This is a genomic window from Psychrobacter sp. bablab_jr014 (assembly GCF_016464015.1).
In the GTDB taxonomy this organism is placed as follows: Bacteria; Pseudomonadota; Gammaproteobacteria; order Pseudomonadales; family Moraxellaceae; genus Psychrobacter.
Genome location: NZ_JACDXT010000009.1, coordinates 42,098 through 64,409, shown reverse-complemented (window position 1 = coordinate 64,409; position 22,312 = coordinate 42,098). Strand labels below are relative to the sequence as shown.

The 22,312-nt window shown below is 45.9% G+C and carries 18 protein-coding genes and 1 pseudogene; 18 read left to right on the top strand and 1 reads right to left on the bottom strand.

Features of this window, described 5'->3' with window-relative positions; genetic code table 11:
• Positions 1–137: 137 nt before the first annotated feature.
• From proB to JIE71_RS02225, 15 genes and pseudogenes are all read left to right on the top strand, one after another.
• Complete coding sequence (gene proB / locus JIE71_RS02295; RefSeq protein ID WP_199507109.1) at positions 138–1,322, top strand: glutamate 5-kinase; 1,185 nt, start codon at positions 138–140, stop codon at positions 1,320–1,322.
• Positions 1,323–1,411: 89 nt separating this feature from the next.
• Positions 1,412–2,548, top strand: a complete 1,137-nt coding sequence (gene hemE, locus JIE71_RS02290; RefSeq protein ID WP_199507108.1) for a uroporphyrinogen decarboxylase — start codon at positions 1,412–1,414, stop codon at positions 2,546–2,548.
• 53 nt (positions 2,549–2,601) lie between these two features.
• A complete protein-coding gene (gene argC / locus JIE71_RS02285; protein WP_199507107.1) occupies positions 2,602–3,669 on the top strand; it encodes an N-acetyl-gamma-glutamyl-phosphate reductase in 1,068 nt (355 codons plus the stop codon).
• Positions 3,670–3,819: 150 nt separating this feature from the next.
• Positions 3,820–4,686: a hypothetical protein gene (locus tag JIE71_RS02280; RefSeq protein WP_199507106.1), complete on the top strand. Its 867-nt coding sequence runs from the start codon at positions 3,820–3,822 to the stop codon at positions 4,684–4,686.
• Positions 4,687–4,791: 105 nt separating this feature from the next.
• The gene (locus JIE71_RS02275; RefSeq protein ID WP_199507105.1) at positions 4,792–5,199 is read left to right on the top strand and encodes an ATP-dependent Clp protease adaptor ClpS; all 408 of its coding nucleotides are present in this window, start codon (positions 4,792–4,794) and stop codon (positions 5,197–5,199) included.
• Between the two features lie 396 nt (positions 5,200–5,595).
• Positions 5,596–8,073, top strand: coding sequence for an ATP-dependent Clp protease ATP-binding subunit ClpA (gene clpA / locus JIE71_RS02270; protein WP_199507104.1), 2,478 nt, complete (start codon positions 5,596–5,598; stop codon positions 8,071–8,073).
• 225 nt (positions 8,074–8,298) lie between these two features.
• The gene (gene ung / locus JIE71_RS02265) at positions 8,299–9,039 is read left to right on the top strand and encodes a uracil-DNA glycosylase (protein WP_199507103.1); all 741 of its coding nucleotides are present in this window, start codon (positions 8,299–8,301) and stop codon (positions 9,037–9,039) included.
• Between the two features lie 9 nt (positions 9,040–9,048).
• The gene (gene tadA, locus JIE71_RS02260; RefSeq protein ID WP_416231999.1) at positions 9,049–9,633 is read left to right on the top strand and encodes a tRNA adenosine(34) deaminase TadA; all 585 of its coding nucleotides are present in this window, start codon (positions 9,049–9,051) and stop codon (positions 9,631–9,633) included.
• A 192-nt stretch (positions 9,634–9,825) separates the two neighbouring features.
• On the top strand, positions 9,826–10,536 hold the full coding sequence (gene cmk / locus JIE71_RS02255) for a (d)CMP kinase (RefSeq protein WP_199507205.1): 711 nt from the start codon (positions 9,826–9,828) through the stop codon (positions 10,534–10,536).
• A 180-nt stretch (positions 10,537–10,716) separates the two neighbouring features.
• On the top strand, positions 10,717–12,399 hold the full coding sequence (gene rpsA, locus JIE71_RS02250) for a 30S ribosomal protein S1 (RefSeq protein ID WP_199507204.1): 1,683 nt from the start codon (positions 10,717–10,719) through the stop codon (positions 12,397–12,399).
• A gap of 371 nt (positions 12,400–12,770) precedes the next feature.
• Positions 12,771–13,079, top strand: a complete 309-nt coding sequence (locus JIE71_RS02245) for an integration host factor subunit beta (RefSeq protein WP_199507102.1) — start codon at positions 12,771–12,773, stop codon at positions 13,077–13,079.
• A gap of 56 nt (positions 13,080–13,135) precedes the next feature.
• Positions 13,136–13,507, top strand: coding sequence for a lipopolysaccharide assembly protein LapA domain-containing protein (locus JIE71_RS02240; protein WP_199507101.1), 372 nt, complete (start codon positions 13,136–13,138; stop codon positions 13,505–13,507).
• Between the two features lie 60 nt (positions 13,508–13,567).
• Positions 13,568–14,275 carry an orotidine-5'-phosphate decarboxylase gene (gene pyrF / locus JIE71_RS02235; protein ID WP_199507100.1) on the top strand — a complete coding sequence of 236 codons (708 nt, stop codon included), beginning with the start codon at positions 13,568–13,570 and terminating at the stop codon, positions 14,273–14,275.
• A gap of 190 nt (positions 14,276–14,465) precedes the next feature.
• Positions 14,466–15,260: a metallophosphoesterase gene (locus tag JIE71_RS02230; protein ID WP_199507099.1), complete on the top strand. Its 795-nt coding sequence runs from the start codon at positions 14,466–14,468 to the stop codon at positions 15,258–15,260.
• A gap of 166 nt (positions 15,261–15,426) precedes the next feature.
• Positions 15,427–16,206, top strand: a pseudogene (locus tag JIE71_RS02225) (histidine phosphatase family protein); the annotation flags it as partial.
• A gap of 209 nt (positions 16,207–16,415) precedes the next feature.
• On the opposite strand, the gene rpsT reads toward JIE71_RS02225, so the two are convergent.
• Positions 16,416–16,682: a 30S ribosomal protein S20 gene (gene rpsT / locus JIE71_RS02220; protein WP_199507097.1), complete on the bottom strand. Its 267-nt coding sequence runs from the start codon at positions 16,680–16,682 to the stop codon at positions 16,416–16,418.
• A gap of 400 nt (positions 16,683–17,082) precedes the next feature.
• Here rpsT and JIE71_RS02215 point away from each other — a divergent pair, with 400 nt between their 5' ends.
• The 3 genes from JIE71_RS02215 (at position 17,083) to mfd (ending at position 22,229) form a co-directional block, all read left to right on the top strand.
• Positions 17,083–17,784 carry an NAD-dependent epimerase/dehydratase family protein gene (locus JIE71_RS02215; RefSeq protein ID WP_199507096.1) on the top strand — a complete coding sequence of 234 codons (702 nt, stop codon included), beginning with the start codon at positions 17,083–17,085 and terminating at the stop codon, positions 17,782–17,784.
• A 92-nt stretch (positions 17,785–17,876) separates the two neighbouring features.
• Complete coding sequence (gene rraA / locus JIE71_RS02210) at positions 17,877–18,410, top strand: ribonuclease E activity regulator RraA (RefSeq protein ID WP_199507095.1); 534 nt, start codon at positions 17,877–17,879, stop codon at positions 18,408–18,410.
• Positions 18,411–18,581: 171 nt separating this feature from the next.
• Positions 18,582–22,229, top strand: a complete 3,648-nt coding sequence (gene mfd / locus JIE71_RS02205) for a transcription-repair coupling factor (RefSeq protein ID WP_199507094.1) — start codon at positions 18,582–18,584, stop codon at positions 22,227–22,229.
• Positions 22,230–22,312 lie beyond the last annotated feature (83 nt).

Sequence of the window (22,312 nt, the reverse complement as noted above, 5' to 3'; positions counted from 1 at the left end):
TAAGCAATGCCTGTTATAGTGTGAGCAATATTGATAGCACAGATTGCCTACAGATCAAGGGCTATTGTCGATGCGTTATATTGATTGATATTTGTTTTGTTTTTTAATGGGATGCGACATAATATACAGGAGTTTTTATGACAAACAATCAAGAACAAAATCTCAATGATGCGGCGAGTGATGATCGTTTTATTGAAAAAAAGCGTAACTTTAATATTAAGCGCGTCATCGTTAAGATTGGCTCGTCTTTATTAACCAATAACGGTCGTGGTCTTGACCGTACCGCCATTTATGAGTGGGCAAAGCAAATTGCTAAGCTGCACAATCAAGGTATGGAAGTTCTTTTGGTGTCATCGGGTGCTGTCGCTGAAGGCGTTGTACGTATGAATCTTGAAGAGAGACCAAAAAAATTACAAGCACTACAAGCCTGTGCTTCTATCGGACAGATGGGTCTGATTGAGACATGGTGGTCAGCTTTGATTCAGCATGGCGTACACAGCGCACAGTTACTGCTTACTCATGACGATTTGGCCAATCGCCGCCGTTATTTAAATACCACAGGCGCCTTGACGCAATTATTGGACTGGCGTGTGTTACCTGTCATTAACGAAAATGACACTATTACTATTGATGAAATTAAGTTTGGTGATAATGATACGTTAGGGGCGATGGCAGCAGCCATGGTTCATGCAGATTTGTACATTATTTTGACCGACCAAGAAGGGGTGTTTACCGACAACCCACGTGACAATCCTGATGCCAAAATGATCCGTCAAGAGCGTGCGATGGCAGACTATCTGTTCGATATCGCTGGCGATGGCGGTAAATTAGGCCGTGGCGGTATGTTAACAAAAATACGCGCTGGTCGACTCGCGGCTATGGGTGGTTGTCCAACAGTAATCGTAAGTGGCGCGATCGATAATGTTATTACCCGCGTTGTAGCAGGTGAGGCCGTTGGCACATTATTAACGACCAATGATGAAGACAAAATCATCGCACGTAAGCAATGGCTGGCGGCTCATTTACGCATGGCAGGTACATTGATCGTTGATGCAGGGGCAGCGCGCGCACTGATTGATCACAATAAGAGTTTGTTGCCTGTTGGGGTAGCCGAGGTACGTGGTGACTTTGATGAAGGGGACGTGGTCGAAATCGTCCATCAAGACACAGGTGAGCGTCTGGCCGTGGGTCAAGTTAACTTTTCATCAAGCGAAGCTCGCCGTGTGGCACGCGAACGTACCGAACAGTTTGACCGTATCCTAGGCAGCAACGAAGAGCGCGTTGTCATGGTACACCGTGATAATCTGGCTGTATCTGTATAGTTTGGTTTTTTCTGGTGGCGTAGTGCATGCGTTGATAATGATTAAAATAGTGCGCCACCTTTATTTTTATTTTATTTGGAGATTTGAGCATGAGCGTCTCAAGTACCACTCAGGCCCCGCAACATAAGTTTGCCCCTCTAAAAAACGATCGGCTCTTACGTGCGCTACGCTTTGAACCCGTAGATACCACGCCTGTATGGATGATGCGTCAAGCGGGACGTTATTTACCTGAATACAAAGCAACGCGTGCCGAAGCAGGCGACTTTATGAGCTTGTGCAAAGACACAGCGCGCGCTACTGAAGTGACGCTACAGCCACTGCGTCGTTATGATTTGGACGCGGCAATTTTATTTAGCGATATCTTGACCATTCCTGATGCAATGGGGCTGGGCTTGTACTTTGAGACGGGCGAAGGTCCAAAGTTTAAATACACCGTACGCCGTCAGTCCGACCTTGAGCAACTACCAACGCTCGATGTGAATGATTCTTTAGATTATGTTATGCGTGCTGTAACCAGCATCCGTAAAGAGTTGAACGGACAAGTACCGCTTTTTGGCTTTTCAGGCAGTCCTTGGACGCTGGCGACCTACATGGTCGAAGGTGGCAGCTCAAAAGATTATCGTTATACCAAAGAAATGCTATATACCAAGCCTGAATTTTTGCATCAATTATTAGAAAAACTGACCATTGCTGTAACAGACTACTTAGATGCGCAAATTGTCGCAGGTGCACAAGTGGTGCAGATTTTTGACAGTTGGGGCGGGGCGCTTGGTCATCGTCAGTTCATCGAATTTTCTCACGCCTACAACAAACGTATCGTAAGCGAGCTAAAGCAGCGTCATCCTCAAGTACCTGTGGTATTATTTACCAAAGGTGGCGGCTTGTGGCTCGATGTACAAGCAGAGAGCGAGGCGGATGCGCTAGGTCTCGATTGGACCATGCCGCTTGATCGTGCGCGCAATATCTTGACTGAACGTCAACGCCAGTTGACCAAGCAGCACAAAAAAATTCAACGCAGTAAAGCCATTCAGGGCAATCTTGACCCAGCCACGCTATATGGCGCTCCTGAAACCATCCGCGCCGAAGTAAAAGCAATGCTGGACAGCGCTTATGCGTCAGGAGATAAGACAGGCTATGTGGCCAACCTCGGGCATGGCATCACGCAGTGGGTAAATCCTGAACACGCCAAAGTCTTTATTGATGCGGTACACGACTACGCGCTGTAATATCAGCGCATATATACGTTTTATATCACGATAATTTTTATAAAGGATACCTTATGATTTCAGTTGCTATTGTTGGCGGAACGGGTTACACCGGTGTTGAGCTTATTCGCCTATTATCGTCACATCCTAAGGTATCTGTTGATTTACTGACCTCACGCAGTCATGCAGGTACGCGAGCAGATCAGATTTTCCCAAGCTTGCGCGGCATATCTGACATCGTCTTTAGTGACCTTGGTGATGATACCCAAAGCGCGCTACAAAAGTGTGACGTGGTCTTTTTTGCCACGCCGCATGGTGTTGCGATGCAGCAGGCCGAAGCGCTCACTCAAGCGGGCGTCAAGGTCATTGACTTGGCGGCAGACTTTCGCTTGCAATCGCTAGAAGATTTCGAGGCATGGTATCAGCAGCAGCATGCTTGCCCTGAGCTACTAAAATCTGCGGTTTATGGCATTCCAGAGGTTAGCCGTGACAAGCTGCGTCAGGCCAACTTAGTGGGTAACCCTGGCTGCTATCCTACCACCGCCATTTTGGGCTTAAAGCCAATTATTGACACACAAAATGAGAAAGATGCACGTCTGATTGACGAGCGTATTATTATTGATGCCAAATCAGGGGTTTCAGGTGCGGGTCGTCAGGCAAAATTGGCACTGAATTATGCTGAAACGTCAGACAATTTTGAAGCTTATGGCGTGACAGGACACCGACACCTACCTGAGATCGAGCAGGGCATTAATGTACTTTTGGCCAGTCAATTCACCCAGCGCGTACGCTTTCTGCCGCATCTTGTACCGATGATTCGTGGTATGTACAGCTCGATTCATTTAGAGTTGACAGCGGCGGGCAAAGAGATTGATTGGCAACAAGTCTTTGAAGGCAGCTATGCTGATGAAGTGTTCGTTGATGTACTGCCGACAGGCATTTATCCTGATACGCGTAGTGTGCGTGCCAGCAACCGTTTGCGTATTGCGGTCTATCAGAACAACGACCGTGCAGAGCTGACAGTATTGGTGGTTCAAGACAATTTGGTCAAAGGGGCGGCGGGTCAAGCGGTGCAGAATATGAATGTCATGCTGGGCTTTGATGAGACCTTGGGTCTGAACTTTGCGCCTATCGTTCCCTAATTTCAACTAGAACATTGTCAATTCAATACAAGCGGTATGCCTATTACATAAGTGTTACCATATCTTGGTTTTGCTTACAGCGCGCCGCTATGTATTGTCCCTAATTTCCGTTATAATGCCTCGCCTTTTTTGTTATGAGATACTGCCTTCATGCGTGTTAAGACTGCCTCCAGTTTGCTTTTGCGGCCAGCACGATTGTCACGCTCGGCTGATCAGTCTGCGCGCGCTATCGATGTTCCCAATACCAATCAGCGCGGTGCCAGTACGGCGCTCTTGTTGCTGTTTATTACGGCTATTTTGGTGAGTGCCGTCGTTGCTGCATTTATTGGACACAAGATTGGCTATCAGCGTGGCTACTATGTACTGCAGTCTGAGGCCAATAAAGCTTTGCAAAGCAGTCAGGCGGCCAGTAGTGAATTAGAAAAACTGCGTAGCGACAACAAGGCCATGACAGCACAGACTGAGGCGGCAAAACAAGAGCTTGAAATCAGTTTAGATAGCATCAAATCATTACAGAAAAATCAGCAAGAAGTAGAAGTCGAGGCGCGCAAAGTGGCGCAGACAAACGCGGTCTATCAAGCATTTATTACTGAAGAAGGCGGTATGCCGCTGCGTATTGTTGGTGCAAAAATTACCCCATTGCCTGAAAATGCATTTGAATATGGCTTTGATGTGGCAATGCTGAGCGAAGATGGGCAAACCAAGCCGTTATCTGTGAGCCTAAGCTTGCAAAATCGCGATGATTTTATTGAGGTGCCGCTTGAGAGGTCACGCTTTACCATTGAAGGTATTGAGCGTATCCGTGGACGTTTTATGATGCCTAAGGGCTTTAAGCCATTACAAGTTAAGCTGGTACTTAAATCAGGGGATGAGACGATTACTCAACTGTATGATTGGCGATTGGGTGCGATGGTCGACGACATGCCGTTGTCCCTGATTGACTTACCTGAAGTCAGTGATGACCCAGTCAGTGACATACCAAACCAGTCAGCTTCAGAAAAATCAGCCAATCCTTAGTGTGCAGTTATGCTGCTTATTTAAACTTTGAAATACAGGGGCGCACTTATCGCGCCTTTCATGTCTATATACTTTCTTATAATTAATAGTGATTGATATTTTGTTATGACACAGCCGATACCGACCGCCGTAGTGCCGATCACCTGTGACTGGCATATTCCCCATCTCCCTGCGCATCGAGCGCAAGAAGATGACCATGATACACAAAGCACGCCACATACCGATGTTATGGTAGCTGAGCCTGAGCTTGCCAAGCCGCCGATGTATGCTGTGGTTATGTATAATGATAATTATACGCCCATGGAATTTGTGGTGTATGTGCTGCAGTCTGAATTTCGCCATGACATGGACACAGCAGTTAAAATCATGCTTAACATCCATAATTCTGGCAAAGGCATCGCGGGCATCTATCCTAAAGATATCGCCGAAACTAAAGCCAAGAAGGTAAATAGCCTAGCACACCGTGAAGGCTATCCACTATTGACCCAAATTGAGCCACATCAAGGCGAATAGGCGAAGCGCTTTGCTTTATTGTCATGTATGACGCTGCAATTTTAGCATCCACATTCCAAAGTCGGTTGTCCGCCCCAGTTCTTATATTCTATTCTAAAGTTCCATCAAGGGTGCCCTGCAAAAGGGCATCTCGTTGCTACAGATTTTATGCTTTCTTAGCTCTCTACTATAATTTCCTTGCAGTTCACTGCCCTTAGATACATTTTGGTACGTGTTGATAGATTGACTATCTTTAACGTTCGTGTTGATATGAAGGTATGAGCAATTTATTTATGTTGTTGGGTGATGTGATAAAGTATGTTTTGCTCTTGAACAATGCATGGATTGCCCTGATTTAGTGAATAATGATTTAAAAATTATCAGAATACAAAACAGGTCTAACCGTAGGAATTTGTTATGTTAAGTCGTCATCTTGAAGTCTCCTTGCGTTTGGCAATGACACTTGCGCGCCAAAAGTCACACGAGTATTTGACTGTCGAGCACCTGCTTTTAGCGCTGCTTGAAAACACGCATGCCGCAAATACTTTGACGGCTTGCAATGCCAATATTTCAAGCTTGCGTACTGAGCTTGAGGATTATATTACCAAGCATACCCCAACTGTCGATGAAGAGATGGAGCAGTCGCCACAGCCGACTCAGAGCTTTGATCGAATTTTGCAACGTGCCATTTTTCACGTACAGTCTATTGGTGGTGGCCGTTTGGTTGAAGGCTCAGACATTCTAGTGTCCATGTTTTCAGAACACGATACCTATGCGGTGTATTTGCTTAAAAAACAAGGTATTAGCCGTCTTGAGCTGACCCAGTACTTATCGCATGGTCAAGACAAAGCCGAGTCTGTTGAGCCGCGTGCGGCGGGTACAGGCGAGCGCCGTGCGGCTGGCTCAGAAAAGACAGGTAAAGACCCACTGGTCGAATATGCCACCAATCTAAATCAGCGCGCCGCAGAAGGTAAAACCGATCCGTTGATTGGCCGTGCGCCTGAGATTGAGCGTACTGCACAAGTACTCTGCCGTCGCCGCAAAAATAATCCGCTATTGGTCGGTGAACCGGGCGTTGGTAAAACGTCTATTGCTGAAGGTTTGGCATGGCTCATCATTAACAATAAAGCGCCAAAACCACTAAGCGGCTGCGTTATCTATAGTTTAGATATCGGCGCACTAATCGCAGGCACAAAATACCGTGGTGACTTTGAAAAACGTATGAAGTCACTTCTTGATGCGCTAAAAGACAAACCCAATGCTATTTTGTTTATTGATGAAATTCACATGATTATTGGTGCTGGATCATCAATGAGCAGTAGCATGGATGTGTCTAACTTAATCAAGCCCGCCCTTGCAAATGGTGAGCTGCGCTGTGTGGGCTCAACGACTTTTACTGAGTACCGTCAAGTGTTTGAAAAAGACCATGCATTGTCGCGTCGGTTCCAAAAAATTGACATCAAAGAACCGAGTGTCGAAGACAGCATTGATATTTTGCGTGGTTTAAAATCACGTTATGAGTCATTCCATAATGTGGAATACACCGATGAAGCATTAGTGAGTGCAGTTGAGTTGTCAGTGAAATATGTACACGAGCGCTTTTTACCTGATAAAGCCATCGATGTGATTGATGAAGCAGGTGCTTATAAGCGTTTGGGCGTTATTCCTGATGCGGATGATATTGAAGCTGAAACGCAGTTTATAGAAGAGCTAGAAGACAGTCTTAATGACATCGGCGATGATGCAGATGCTTTCGAGGACAACGCTATTCATCAACCCCCTATGCTTGAAAAAGGTGAAAAATCAAAAGGCGATGCTAAGCCTGTGAAAATTGATGTGGATGATATCGAAGCCATTGTCGCGAAGCTTGCTCGTATTCCGCCCAAATCAGTATCGACGGATGATAAGAGTATTCTTGAGTATCTAGACCGCGACTTAAAACGTTTGGTCTTTGGTCAAGATGAAGCTATTGACACATTGGCTGATGCTATTAAACTGTCACGTGCAGGGTTAAAAGCGCCTGATAAACCGATTGGCTCATTCATGTTTGCAGGGCCAACAGGGGTAGGTAAGACCGAGGTATCGCGTCAGCTAGCAAAGCTCTTGGGCGTTGAGCTGATTCGTTTCGATATGTCTGAGTATATGGAAGCGCATACCGCATCACGTTTGATTGGTGCGCCTCCAGGTTATGTTGGTTTTGATCAAGGCGGTCTGTTAACCGAAAAAATCAATCAGCATCCGCACTGCGTGTTGCTGCTTGACGAGATTGAAAAAGCGCATCCTGATGTCTTTAACTTGTTATTACAGGTTATGGATCACGGTACGTTGACGGATAACAATGGACGCGTTGCCAACTTTAAGCAGGTCATTTTAATCATGACTACCAATGTGGGTGCAGAGAACATCAGCCGCTCGTCGATGGGCTTTACGCAGCAAGACCACAGTCGTGACAATACGGACGCACTCAAGCGCGTATTTACACCAGAGTTCCGTAACCGTTTGGATGCGACCATTCACTTTAATCCGCTCGATACTAAAGTGGTGGTTTCTGTGGTTGATAAGTTCCTCGTTGAGTTACAAGCACAGCTTGATGACAAACAAGTCACCCTTGAGATTGACGATGCGGTGCGTGATTACTTAGCAGACAAAGGCTATGATCGCTTGATGGGCGCACGTCCAATGCAGCGTCTGATCCAAAACGAAATCAAAAAGCCACTTGCAAACATGATTTTGTTCGGCGAGCTGGTTAATGGTGGTGTGGTACACGTGGCCTTAGCAGAAGATGCCGATACTGAAGAGACCACAAATATGAGAGAAGATGCACCAAGCAAAATCATCTTAACTGTGGTGGAAATGCACGAGCCACGTTCTGACTCAGAGTCATTAGCAAGCTAAATGCTGTCTTTATAGCCGTAACAAAAAAACGATCACTACGGTGGTCGTTTTTTTATGTTTGTATCTTAGTGAAATAATGGCGCGGTGTAGGAATTTTTAGAATGGCGCGCCTTTATCCACGTTTATTTGGTATGATTTCTCCTTTAGTATGACAGTCGTTTTGTTTATCGATAAGCAGCCCTGTCGCTACAGCAAATTTATAACAATGAATAATAAGGTAAGAATATGAACCTATTTGATACCGATGATAGCCCGCAAAAGACTGATGCGGAAAAACAAGCGATTTTGGACAATGTGCGTCTGCCAGAAGACTGGAAACAAGCGCTTTCCGATGAGCTGACCTCAGAAAATATGGACAATTTGCGCGATTTCTTAAAACAAGCCTACAAAGCAGACGCCCCTGTATTTCCGCCAGCCAATCTGATGTTTAATGCGTTTAATTTGACGCCATTATCTAAAGTTAAAGTTGTGATTTTAGGTCAAGACCCGTACCACGGTGCAGGACAGGCAATGGGCTTATCGTTTTCTGTACCCAAAGCCATTCCAAAGCCGCCTTCTTTAAACAATATTCTAAAAGAAATGGCAGACGATATAGGCACACAATACCCCAAACACGGCGACTTAACGCATTGGGCAGAGCAGGGCGTGTTGTTATTAAACAGCTCATTGACTGTGCAAGAAGGCATGCCCAACAGTCATCAGAACAAAGGCTGGGAAGTTTTTACCGATGCGGTTATTGATGTGGTCAATGAGCAAACCGAGCATACTGTGTTTATTCTATGGGGCAGTAAAGCACAGAAAAAAGGCAAGTATATCGATACAGACAAGCATTTGATTTTAACGGCGGTACACCCGTCACCACTTGCTGCCAATCGCGGTGGCTTTTTTGGCACAAAGCCCTTTTCCAAGGCCAATGATTATTTGCAGCAACATGGTAAAGCACCGATTGACTGGCAGTTGGTGTGATTGCTGGTGATGATATGTTCTTCTTTATATCCGCCGTACCCTTTGAATGATATTGACTGGGCAGCATTGCAGTTTTGGTCACTAATAGATGCCTGCTGGATGCAGCAAGCATTACAGCTGGCAAGTGAAGGAGCTGCAGCTGGCGAAGTGCCTGTGGGCGCAGTATTGGTGCATGATGGCGCAGTGATTGGGCAAGGATTCAATGCGCCAATTAGTCTGTCTGATGCTACCGCACACGCTGAAATTGTCGCGCTGCGCCAAGCCTGTCAGTATTTAAACAACTATCGTATGCCGCCGAATACCACGCTATATGTGACCTTAGAGCCATGCACCATGTGTATGGGCGCGCTGATTCATGCGCGTGTCGGACGTGTGGTGTTTGCCACGTATGAGCCACGTGCGGGCATGCTTGGCAGTCAAATGAATCTTGCACAGCAGTCGTTTTATAATCACCGTATTGCTGTACAAAGCGGTCTGTATCAGACCAAAAGTGCCACGCTATTACAATCCTTTTTTAGAGCGCGCCGTCAAGCAAATAAAAAACATAAGACAGTTAATAACAGTCAGTGCGCTTGTCCAAACATAAATGCTTAGCCAAAAATCTAATAGCTAAAAGTAGCGATACAGTAAATAAAAATAGTCTGCACAAAACTGGTGAACGAGGCATTCATTTGCTATAATATCGCCCTATTTGGCTGCGTATACATATTTATAATAGTACGTATGTTGATAAGTGCTTATAAATGATTGATAATAATAGGATATATTGTGTCCGCATCTGATTCTATGCTGCCAAATACTGCGACTTACCCCGTGATTTGTATTGATGGGCCGAGTGGTGCAGGTAAAGGCACTGTAGCGTGGCGATTGGCACAGGATTTGGGTTATCAGTTGTTAGATTCAGGGGCGCTTTATCGTATTGTTGGCTTAAAGGCACATCAACTAGGGTTGCTTGAACAGTCAGACAATCTTGATGAAGATGCGTTAGAAGCGTTGACGAAAAGTTTAGATATTCACTTTTCGCCAAGTGAATCTTTGGGCCGCGTTGATATTATTGTCAACGATGAGCTGATTGGCAATGAAGTGCGCAATGAGACGGTCGGTGGTTATGCGTCACAAGTTGCTGTATTTCCAAAAGTACGCCAAGCGTTGTTAGCCTTGCAACAAGATATGGCACTGCGCTCAGGTTTAGTGGCTGATGGTCGTGATATGGGAACGGTTGTGTTTCCTAATGCCAATGTTAAAGTATTTTTAACCGCCAGCGCCGAGGCGCGCGCTGATCGCCGTGTATTGCAGTTACAAAATTCAGGACAGCACGCGGATAAAGCAGAGATTTTGGCCAATATTCAAGCGCGTGATGTGCGCGATGAGAAGCGCAGTACTGCACCGTCAAAGGCCGCAAATGATGCCCTAATGATTGACAGCTCGGCGCTATCAGCAGAGGCGGTCTATACTGAGATTAAGCGCTACTGCCAAGACAAAGGCATTTGTTTTTAAGCGTTAAAAATAGGAATAAGTAAGGCAAGACGCCTGCTATGAATGAGCATGCAAGTGCGCTGATTGATAGCAAACGTTTTTTTAAATGGGCTGACAGATACAAAACCAGTATTACATCTGTCATCACCATGAATCTGATCCGTACTGTGCTGGACAGGCTACGGCTATACAAAGGTAGACATAATGGAATCATTTGCTGAACTATTTGAAGCGAGCATTGAAGAACAGGGTTTGGATATCGAGCGTGGCTCGGTAATCACAGGTGCTGTTGTAGCCATCGATAGCGATTGGATTACAGTAGACACTGGTCTAAAATCTGAAGGCATCGTCGCTCGTGAAGAGTTTTTAAGCGACGAAGGTGAGCTTGAAGTAGCAGTTGGCGATAGTGTTGACGTTGTGGTTGAAGCGGTTGATAACGGTATGGGTCAGACCCTACTGTCACGCGAAAAAGCCAAGCGCGTTGAGACGTGGAATGTTCTTGAAAACATCTACGAAAACGACGAAATCGTTAAAGGTGTTATCTCAAGCAAAGTTAAAGGCGGCTTCACCGTAGACGTGGGTTCAGTACGCGCGTTCCTACCAGGTTCATTGGTTGATGTTCGTCCTATCCGCGACACTACGCACCTTGAAGGCAAAGAGCTAGAATTCAAAGTTATCAAGCTTGACCAAAAACGCAACAACGTTGTGGTTAGCCGCCGCGCCGTTATGGAAGCTGAAAACTCAGCTGAGCGTGAAGAGCTATTGAACAAGCTTGAAGAAGGCATCGAGATCGAAGGTATCGTTAAGAACCTGACCGATTACGGCGCATTCGTTGACCTAGGTGGCATTGACGGCTTGCTACATATCACTGATATGGCATGGCGCCGCATCAAGCACCCATCAGAAGTTGTTGAAGTGGGTCAAGACCTTAAAGTTAAAGTACTTAAGTTTGACCGTGAGCGCAATCGCGTAAGCCTAGGTCTAAAACAACTGGGTACTGATCCTTGGGACAATGTTGGCGCAACTTACCCAGTTGGCAGCATCGTTAAAGCACGCGTAACCAACCTAACCGATTACGGCTGCTTTGCAGAAATCTCTGAAGGTATCGAAGGTCTAGTACACGTATCAGAGATGGATCACACCAACAAAAACATCCACCCATCAAAAGTGGTACAAGTGGGCGATGATGTTGACGTGATGATTCTTGATATCGACGAAGAGCGTCGTCGTATCAGCCTAGGTATCAAACAAACCCTAGCAAACCCATGGGATGAGTTTGACAAGAAGCATGAGCGTGGCGACAAGATCACTGGTACTATCAAGTCAATCACTGACTTTGGTATCTTTATCGGTCTAGACGGCGGCATTGACGGCCTAGTGCATCTGTCAGACATCTCTTGGAATGAGTCTGGTGAAGATGCTATTCGCAACTACAACAAAGGTGACACCGTAGAAGCTATGGTATTGTCTGTAGACGCAGAAGCCAACCGCATCAGCCTAGGCATCAAGCAACTAAGCTCTGATCCTTTCAACGAATACCTAGTCAGCAACGACCGCGGTGCGGTAGTGACTGGTAAAGTGAAAGAAGTAGATGCTAAAGGCGCTGTTATCGAGCTTGCTGACGACGTAGAAGGCTACCTACGCGCTTCTGAAATCCAACGTGACCGCGTTGAAGATGCTACCAAGCATCTATCAGTAGGTGATGACGTTGAAGCGAAAATTATCAGTGTTGATCGCAAATCACGCAACCTAAGCTTGTCTATCAAAGCAAAAGACGAAGCTGAAGAGCGTCAAGCAATCAAAGAATTGAGCAACGGTGCGCCACAGGCTGCTGAAGCACAACCAAAAACGATTGGTGATCTTATCAAAGAGCAAATGCAGTAATTTTTGCTAAGATAAGACAAACAAAAAAAGCGACTTCGGTCGCTTTTTTTGTTGGCGTTTTATAGTGATTAAAAAATCAAAAAAGGTATCGAAAACTACTTTCAAAGATTATTGATTCTAATTTTTTACTATAATTAATACTTTTTGGAACGTAAGATACTGTATAGGTTATAAAAATCCCATTTCTATTTTTCTCAATTTAAGCTATCATTTGTGGTATTGAGTAACGAAATGTAATGTTATGCTAAGTGATTGAAGACTTATATAATTTTTGCAGTTTTCATTAATTATATTGAATAATAATCTTTAATTATTAAGCTTTCGTAAACATTATCTTGTGGTAACCATCATTTAATAAGGCTAGCGTAATAATGCAACAAGCGATTAACAAATCTGATTTTATCAGCAATTTGAGTGCCAATTGCGAAACTATTAATGACACCGTGGTTGATGATGCGGTACGCGAAATCATTAACCTGATGATTGATACTCTTGCTAGTGATGGCCGAGTCGAAGTACGTGGTTTTGGTAGCTTTTGTTTACATCATCGTCGTGCGCGCATCGGTCGCAATCCGAAAACAGGTGAGAGCGTACCTGTACCTGCCAAAGCCATTCCTCATTTTAAACCTGGTAAAGCCTTACGCGAAGCGGTCAACGCCCAAGCTGATTTACAATCATAAGTGGATTATCTTCAAGATTGGTTTATTATTTTTATAAACTATGGAGGATAATAATTATGCGTGTTTTATTGTTTATATTTCTGTTTTTGTGCTTTGCGTACGCGCTTGGCTTAGTGCTGACCAACAATACTGAAATTGGTGTTAACTTGTTATTTTATCAAGCACCAACCATGAATCTTGGGTTGCTGCTGATTTTGTGTTTGATTTTAGGTATTGTGATTGGGATGCTACTGGCGCTTTTAATGTTCCGCGTTTTGCAAAACAAGTGGGAAATCAGCCGTTTGCAAAAGCTGAATACGAGCTTGCAAACTCAGCTTGAGCAGGCGCACGAGACACTTGATCGTCAAGCACAAGCGGCGCATTTGGCGCAAGATGGTCATGCAGACATCACTGCTGAACCTGTACTAACGAAAGAAAAACGTCTTTAAATCAGGGTAGTCGCTTAATTAGAAGACGTATTACTTAGACAGTACTTTTATGAGGACATTATGAGTACCACTGCTGTAGCATCACCTATTATCGTTGCGCTAGACAACACCAATTATAATGACGCGTTTAAACTTGCCGATATACTAGACCCAACTTTGTGCCGTTTAAAAGTGGGCAAAGAGATGTTTACGCGTTGTGGGCCGCAAATCGTCAAAGAGCTGCACAGTCGCGGTTTTGAGGTATTTTTAGATTTAAAATTTCATGATATTCCTAATACCACCGCTCAAGCTGTACTTGCAGCGGCCGAGCTGGGGGTTTGGATGGTCAATGTCCATGCTACGGCGGGCGAGCAAGCCATGTCGCTCGCCAAGCAAAGTCTTGTCGATGGTGGCTATGATACGCTACTCATCGCAGTGACGGTATTGACCTCAATGAGCGAAGATACTTTGCCGAGTATTGGTGTGCAGGGTACACTTGATGAGCATGTACAGCGTTTGGCATTACTTACCAAGCACGCTGGACTAGATGGTGTAGTGTGCTCCGCCCAAGAAGCCAAAGCACTTAAATCACTGTGTGGTTCAGACTTTAAACTGGTTACACCTGGCATTCGCTTACCTGAAGACAGCAGTGATGACCAAAAACGTATTTGTACGCCAGCTGATGCAATGCGCGATGGCTCAGATTACTTGGTTATTGGTCGCTCTATCACCACAGCTGCTGATCCAGCGGCAAAACTGCAAACCATTTTAGCAACGCTAAACAGCTAAAGAACGACAATAAAGCTCAATCAAAGCTGTAAAAGCTGTATCAGTGACAGAGCAAATGCATGATAAAAAAGACAACCGCTGTGTTGTCTTTTTTGTTATCTGGCTTATGCAAAATTAAATAGATGCTACACTAATCACTATCAAGAATAAAAGTAAAATTAATAGCGAACCCATAATAAGACGACAGGTTATGAAACTACATATATTGAGTGACTTACATATTGACAGCTATGCCCGACAATCTCGTCCATTAGGCAAAATACCTAAGACCGATGCAGACGTGATATTAGTCGCAGGTGATACTGCCAATGGCGATACAGGCATGCCATGGCTACAAAAGCAGGCGGCGCTATTGGACAAGCCAATCCTCACTATTGCAGGCAATCACGAGTATTTTGGCGAGGATATTTGTCGTTTTGATGGCGTGCTTGGGCAGTGGGACAACTATCAAGCAGACACGCAGCAGGGCGTACGTGTATTGCAATGCCAATATATGGATATTGATAACGTGCGTATTTTAGGCTGTACATTATGGACAGATTACGAGTACCACGCTACCGAAGACACCATGACGGATGCACGCCGATTCATGCGTGATTATCAGCAAATTTATGCAGGCGATGCGTTATTCTCGCCAGAGTATTCTATTGAGTTGCACCATCAGCAGCGTGCTTGGTTAAAGGGCGCATTGATTGAGGCGCACGCTTTGGGCAAAACGGTTGTGGTCATGAGTCATCATAGTGTTAGTCCGTTATCTGTCTCTGAAAAATATGCTGATTTGCCGAGTAATGCTGCTTTTGTCAGTGATTTTTCTGCATGGATGGCAGCGCCTTGGGCACCGAAACTGTGGGTACACGGGCATACCCATGAAGCGTTTGACTATCAGCTACACAATACCCGCGTTGTGGTCAATCCACGTGCTTACCCTAGTGAGGTTAGCAGCACGGCACTTACGTTCGCTTGGGATAAGGTGGTTACGATATAGCGCTATTTTTAGCTGTTACATGCATGACTTCATGGTAGTAAAGTCTTTGTTGATTGAAAATACAGAACGGTATCGACGACAATCGAGTATGCACGATGCCCAAAAAATCTGTTAGTCTACTAAAACACCGTTTTTTCCATTTCGCTTACTCACTCTTGAGAAGATAATGACTGAGATATTTACCACGCCTGCGCCTGCCCATTTACCTGATAGCATGATGGCCTCAGTCAAACTGCTGCCAAAAAATCAGCGCTTGATACTATTCACCAGACATTCCCTACGCGAGCGTTCAGACGGTCAAGGCTTTGCCAGTGACCAATTAGCACTGACGCCGCGTGGCCGCGTTTTGGCAAAGTCTTGGGGGCGCTGGCTGGCGTCTCATTTGTCTTACTCGCTCGATGTTGACAGTATTTCAAGTCCGATTAAGCGCTGTATCGATACCGCGCAGCTGATGCAAGAAGGGGCTGGGCTTCGCCGCGCTGTGATTCATCAGTCATTGTTGGTTGAACCTGGTAGCCTTGTTACTGAACCGAAAATTGCTGGTAAAGTATTTAAAGAGGTGGGCGTTTTAAATTTTATCAACCGTTTTTTGCAAGGCAGCCTAGAAGGTACCAAAAATGCCTACCAAGGGGGGGTGGACATGCTGTCGTTGTTTTATCAGCATCAACCACAGCATGGGCATTTAATGTTGGCAGTTAGCCATGACACTTTGTTATCGGCTTTTTTGGCGGTGATGTTTGAGGTTGAAGAAATTGATTGGAATGATTGGCCAAAAATGATGGAAGGGGTGTTTTTATGGTTCGATGATAAACCCTTTGACCAAGCAAGGGCGCATTTTGTATGGCGCGGTGAGCTGTATGTGCGTCCCGTCAGTGTGCTATTGCAGCATTATACGGCTGCAGGGTTATCTTTTGATGAATTGCTCTTACCGCCTAATATGACTTGGGATGATGAGGATACTCAGCTGACATGCACTTTAAATACAGAGGATACTTTGGAGTGTACCTCGATAGATACCGATACTAAGTCATAGAGCGATTTATAAAGAGATTGTTAATGGGCAAAACAGTAGACATAAAAAAACCTTGCACGCTGGCAAGGTTTCTTACGCTAAATCATCATATGTAGACGATGACTCAGCAGAGCAGCAGTCAATTAACCTTGTAGGTTTTTGATTGCTTTGTTTAGGCGGCTCTTACGACGAGCAGCTTTGTTTTTATGGATGATGCCTTTGTCAGCCATACGGTCAATGACAGGTACAGCTTTGTTGTATGCTTCAGTTGCTGCAGCATAGTCTTTTGATGCGATAGCAGCATCTACGCGCTTTAGGTAAGTACGAACCATTGAGCGCTGTGAAGCAGTTTGCTGACGACGTTTGGTGTTTTGACGGGCGCGTTTACGAGCTTGTGCAGAGTTAGCCACGCGTATCTCCTTTATAAAAGACAGATAAAAATATGAATATTGATTGCAATTACATGACTTACAATCACCGGTGACGAGCAGCCGTCTCGTCTAACATTATGCCGATGGAGGTCATCGTAAGCGCCGTGATGGCTTGGAATATATGAAACCACCGCGACTTATAAAGCTGGCTATCTTAGCAAATTATTAGCATAAGGACAATATATTTACCCATACTTCGCGAAAGAAGTGCGCGATTGACACTGTTTTGTAGGAAAACGGGGGCTATGCACAACGTTTGATAAACTCTTTTACAATAAATGATGGCGGATGATGAGGGTTATGGGGTAACTTAAAGCACATATTACGTTATGATACCTGCGCAAAGACACCCTCAACAACGATAAAAAATGGATAAGGTATGCAGCAAAAAGCGATTGTGATTGGCGCAACTGGATTGGTCGGACAGCATCTGATTAAACAAATCAGTGAGCTTTACGATACGTTGATTGTAATTGCCAGACGTCCGCCACGTTATATGAATACACGTATGCGTTTTTATCAGCTGCAAGATTTTGACAATTTATCAGAGATATTTAGTAGTGTGGGCGTGGATAAAAACACCGATGCATTCAGCTGTTTGGGCACCACCAAGAAGCAAGCAGGCAGTGATGAAGCCTTTCGCAAAGTTGATCACGATTATAATGTACATTTTGCCAAGCTGTGCCGTGAGCGCGGCGTACGTCACTTCTTTTTGCTCTCCGCCGCCAATGCAAATAGTGACAGTCGCTTTTTTTATAACCGTGTAAAAGCACAGACCGAAGACGCTATTGCGGCGCTTAAATTTCCGCAACTCGTCATTTTTCGTCCCTCGCTTTTATTGGGAAAACACAAAGGTCGCCCAATGGAAAGCATCAGTCAAAAGGCGTTTCAACTGATATCGCCGTTACTTTCTGAGTCTATGCCATTGCATCCTATTTCAGCCAAGCGCGTCGCCATCGCCATGGCAATGAGCGCGCACGAGCTATACGCCCGCAATAAATACCGCGAACCAAGTGAGCACAGCACTGTGCAGATGATTGAAAACAAGCAAATGCTCACCATGACACGGGTCAAGCCTTAATGCCATAATGAGCATTGCAATTAGCGGAGATTGGTGCAAAATAAGTCTGCATTGAAAATAAAAGATATTCAACCCACAAGGAGCGTGCTGTTATGTCAGATAATAATGAGAATAAAAAAGCCTTTGTCACCTGTGATTTGCTTGATGCCCATCCTAATGCGCAAGTATGTCTGCCCAATATTGAGGGCAAGTCGTTTCAGAATTTTGGTGGTAAAGATCGTTTCTACGGCGAGATCGTGACCGTTAAATGCTTTGAAGACAACAGCCAAGTCAAAGCGCTACTAAACAGCAATGGCAAAGACAAGCAGGGTCAAGGCAAAGTGCTGGTGGTTGATGGTGGCGGCTCAATGCGCTGTGCGCTGCTGGGCGATATGATTGCGCAATCGGCGATAGATAATGACTGGGCAGGGGTGGTGATTTATGGCTGTGTCCGTGATGTTGACGATTTAGCCAAGATGGATATTGGCATTAAAGCGCTTGGCTGTATTCCGCGCAAATCAACCCGCCGTGATGAGGGTCAGGTGAACATTAAAATTTGCTTTGGTGATTTGACCTTAAACTCTGGCATGTTTTTATACGCGGATAATAACGGCATCATTGCCAGTCATACACCTCTGTTAGGTTAGGGCGTGTTGACCATTCGACCATGGCACTGACAGCGACTATTTTTTATTATCTACCTATGCGATGCATAACGCCTATAGCTTGAGTGACAAACCGTTACGGCATTGGCTTTGGTCAATACTCGAAATATTCGTATAATAGGGCTCCGACCCACAACCTTGACCTTATACCCTATGTCCATCACTGCTTTGACTGACGCATTTGAGCCAATTAATCAGCAACTGTTTCCTATTAAAGACAATCAGCGCCGCATCCTTGCACCCACACATGGGGCAGTGGGTAGCCTGTGGCTGGCAAGCTTGGTCGAGACAGTGATTGACGATGCGGCATCACGATTAAAAGTGGTGGTCACGCGTGACCAAAGCCAGCTTAATCAGATTGAGACAGAGCTGGCATTTTGCGGGGTAGATGCGTATGTGTTTCCTGATTGGGAGACCTTGACCTATGATGAGCTATCGCCGCATCAAGACATCGTCAGTGAGCGCATCAATTTACTAACACAAATGCCAACTTCAGGCGTGCTCTTGATTTCAGTACAGGCATTGATGCATCGTGTTGCGCCGCCCAGTTGGCTGATTGGTCAGCACTTTGATTTGAGTGTGGGCGATACCTTTGACATTGCTTTGCAGCGAGAGCAGTTGGCGACGGCAGGCTATCGCGCGGTAGACAATGTGTTTGAGCCAGGGGAATTTGCGGTACGTGGCAGCATCGTGGATATCTTTGCGATGGGTCAACCGTTCCCACTGCGCCTTGATTTGTTTGATGATGAGATTGAGAGTATTCGCTTTTTTCATCCGCAAACGCAGCGCACGCTCAGCCCTGAAGATTTGGCGAAGATGATCTCAGGACAAGACAACAGCATCGGTCAAGAGTCGCTGTCACTATTGCACAAGCTGCCTGACATCTCAAAGCCTATCAAAAAATTTCAAATCCTCCCTGCCAAAGAATTCCCTTTAGAAGAAGGGCGCGAGACGTTCCGTACCAATTTTGCGGCGATGTTCCCTGCCACCAGCGCACGCAAGTTTGAGCTGCATAAAGACGTCATGGCGGGGATTGCCAGCAATGGTTTGGAGTATTATCAGCCGCTATTTTTTGACCCTGAGGTTTGGGCGAATCAAAGCACTTTGTTTGATTATTTGCCCAGCGATGCGCTGTTTGTACTAGACGAGCACTATACTGAAAAGCAGGCGGACTACTGGGCACAGATTCAGCGCCGCTACGAAGAACGCCGTCATGATATTGATAAACCCATTGTCGCGCCTGATTTACTGTATTTGCCCGCCAATCGTTTAAATGAGCAACTAAAACAGTACCCGCGTGTGCTGCTTAGCGCCGATATCAACGTTGCCGAGAGCGCGGATGAACGCGCTGAGGTCGTACGTTTGCGCTGCGATGTGCCGCCCGATTTATTTATTCATCATCAGCAAGCAGAGCCATTAGGCGCGCTGTTGAGCTTTTTGCAAGAACAACAGCAAAACAATACGCCTGTGCTTATCGTCGCCGAGACAGCAGGACGGCGAGAGATATTAATGGAGCTGTTTAAAGGCAAAGTCGATACCAAAAGCTATGCCAACTTTGCTGCGTTTTTACACCGTGATGAGTCGCTAGTGGCGACGGGCAAGCCTTGTGTGGGCGTGACAGTTGCGCCGATTGAGCGCGGGGTGTATGTGCCTGAGCGCTTGGCAGTGATTAGTGAAACGCAGCTCTTTGGTAGGCAGGTGCTACAAACGCGCCGCCGCCGTCAAAGCGGCGTGTCTGAGGAGTTTTTGGTCAAGAGTGTGACCGAGATGACCGAGGGCAGCCCTGTGGTACATCTTGAGCACGGTATCGGCCGTTATCAGGGTCTAATCACGCTGGATGTGGGCGATGGTGAGCAAGAGTTTATTCACTTAAAATACGCCGATGACGCCAGTATCTATGTGCCCGTCGCAAGTTTGCAAATGATCAGCCGCTATAGTGGTGGTGACCCTGCGCTCGCGCCATTGCATAAAATTGGCACAGGCAAATGGGACAAAGCCAAGCAAAAGGCACTGCAACAAATCCATGATGTGGCGGCAGAGCTTTTGAACATGCAGGCAAGGCGTGAGGCCAAAGTAGGCATTCACTTTAAGATAGACATGCCGCAATATGAGCTGTTCGCCAGTCAGTTTGCTTTTGAAGAAACACCTGATCAAGCCAATGCCATCCATGCAGTGCTGCACGATATGAAGCAAAACCAGCCGATGGACAGATTGATTTGTGGCGATGTGGGTTTTGGTAAGACCGAAGTCGCGATGCGTGCGGCATTTGTCGCGGTCAATGCTGGCTATCAGGTGGCGGTACTTGTGCCGACCACGCTGCTGGCAGGACAACATGAAGACAATTTCTTAGACCGTTTTGCCGATTGGCCGATTCGCATTGAGTCACTGTCGCGCTTTGGTGGCAAAAAACATCAAGAAAAAGTGCTTGCCGACCTTGCAGCGGGCAAAGTTGATATCGTCATTGGCACGCATAAGCTGCTACAGCCTGACGTGAAGTTTGCCAACTTGGGGCTGATGATTGTCGATGAGGAGCACCGCTTTGGGGTACGCCACAAAGAGCGTATTAAAGCCATTCAGACCAATGTAGACAGTCTGTCTATGACAGCAACGCCCATTCCGCGTACGCTAAATATGGCGCTATCAGGCATGCGTGATATGTCGATTATCGCAACACCTCCAGCGCGCCGTCTTGCCATCAAGACCTTTGTTATGGCAAAAACTGAAGCGTTAATGAAAGAGGCGATATTGCGTGAGCTGCTGCGTGGCGGGCAAGTGTACTTACTGCATAATGATGTGGCGAGCATTGAGCGCACGGCGGAGATTATCCGCGAGCTGGTGCCCGAAGCGCGGGTAGGCGTGGCGCATGGACAGATGCAAGAGCGCCAGCTTGAGCAAATCATGCAGCAGTTTTATCATAAAAAATTCAACGTATTGGTATGTACCACCATCATTGAAACAGGCATTGACGTGCCCAATGCCAATACCATCATTATTGAGCGCGCTGACAAGTTTGGTCTCGCGCAGTTGCATCAGCTGCGTGGACGCGTGGGGCGCAGTCACCATCAGGCGTATTGCTATTTGCTTGTGCCGTCAATTAAAGGCTTAAAAGGGGATGCCAAACGCCGCTTGCATGCTATTGAGCATGCTAATACGCTGGGCGCAGGTTTTATGCTGGCTAGCGAGGACTTAGAGATTCGCGGCGCAGGCGAGATATTGGGTAAGCAGCAAAGCGGCAATATGCAGGCGATTGGTTTTAGCCTATATATGGACATGCTTGAGCGCGCGACCAAAGCCATTAAAGCGGGCAGGGAGCCTGATTTAAACACGCCACTGTCTTTGACCAGTGATATTAATCTACACAGCTCTGCCTTGATACCCGAAGACTACTTGCACGATGTACATCAGCGCCTACTCTTTTATAAACGTATTAGCAATGCCGATGATAAGGCCGCGTTGACCGATATCCGCACTGAGATGATTGATCGTTTTGGTAGCTTGCCTGAGCAAACACAGCAGCTGTTTGCCATTCATGCGCTACGTCTATTGGCAGAGCCATTAATGGTTAATAAAATCGACGCGAACAGCAGCAGTGTCAGCATCGAATTTGCACCCGATACGCCTGTAGAGGCGCTAGCGATTATTAAACTGATCCAGTCTGATGGACAGCATTATCGTATGAATGGCGCATCTGGCATTCGTTACAGCCACCCTGATAAGCTAGAGAAGCCTGAAAATCGTGTAGCAGTGGTGCAAGAGCTGCTCAGTTATTTTACTGAACACATGGTTACTACACCAGATTAAGCGGTGCATATTGGCATTGATAATACAATCTGACCAGATGTGGCTAGGTAATCTGCTCGATACCTGATAAAATGCACAGATTG

What these genes read in the sequence shown, in the direction of transcription:
- clpA (WP_199507104.1), top strand. Translation starts at nt 5,596, where the DNA reads ATGTTAAGTCGTCATCTTGAAGTCTCCTTGCGTTTGGCAATGACACTT.
- mfd (WP_199507094.1), top strand. Translation starts at nt 18,582, where the DNA reads ATGTCCATCACTGCTTTGACTGACGCATTTGAGCCAATTAATCAGCAA.
- cmk (WP_199507205.1), top strand. Translation starts at nt 9,826, where the DNA reads ATGCTGCCAAATACTGCGACTTACCCCGTGATTTGTATTGATGGGCCG.
- ung (WP_199507103.1), top strand. Translation starts at nt 8,299, where the DNA reads ATGAACCTATTTGATACCGATGATAGCCCGCAAAAGACTGATGCGGAA.
- JIE71_RS02275 (WP_199507105.1), top strand. Translation starts at nt 4,792, where the DNA reads ATGACACAGCCGATACCGACCGCCGTAGTGCCGATCACCTGTGACTGG.
- pyrF (WP_199507100.1), top strand. Translation starts at nt 13,568, where the DNA reads ATGAGTACCACTGCTGTAGCATCACCTATTATCGTTGCGCTAGACAAC.
- JIE71_RS02245 (WP_199507102.1), top strand. Translation starts at nt 12,771, where the DNA reads ATGCAACAAGCGATTAACAAATCTGATTTTATCAGCAATTTGAGTGCC.
- JIE71_RS02280 (WP_199507106.1), top strand. Translation starts at nt 3,820, where the DNA reads ATGCGTGTTAAGACTGCCTCCAGTTTGCTTTTGCGGCCAGCACGATTG.
- tadA (WP_416231999.1), top strand. Translation starts at nt 9,049, where the DNA reads ATGATATGTTCTTCTTTATATCCGCCGTACCCTTTGAATGATATTGAC.
- rraA (WP_199507095.1), top strand. Translation starts at nt 17,877, where the DNA reads ATGTCAGATAATAATGAGAATAAAAAAGCCTTTGTCACCTGTGATTTG.
- JIE71_RS02240 (WP_199507101.1), top strand. Translation starts at nt 13,136, where the DNA reads ATGCGTGTTTTATTGTTTATATTTCTGTTTTTGTGCTTTGCGTACGCG.
- argC (WP_199507107.1), top strand. Translation starts at nt 2,602, where the DNA reads ATGATTTCAGTTGCTATTGTTGGCGGAACGGGTTACACCGGTGTTGAG.
- hemE (WP_199507108.1), top strand. Translation starts at nt 1,412, where the DNA reads ATGAGCGTCTCAAGTACCACTCAGGCCCCGCAACATAAGTTTGCCCCT.
- JIE71_RS02215 (WP_199507096.1), top strand. Translation starts at nt 17,083, where the DNA reads ATGCAGCAAAAAGCGATTGTGATTGGCGCAACTGGATTGGTCGGACAG.
- JIE71_RS02230 (WP_199507099.1), top strand. Translation starts at nt 14,466, where the DNA reads ATGAAACTACATATATTGAGTGACTTACATATTGACAGCTATGCCCGA.
- proB (WP_199507109.1), top strand. Translation starts at nt 138, where the DNA reads ATGACAAACAATCAAGAACAAAATCTCAATGATGCGGCGAGTGATGAT.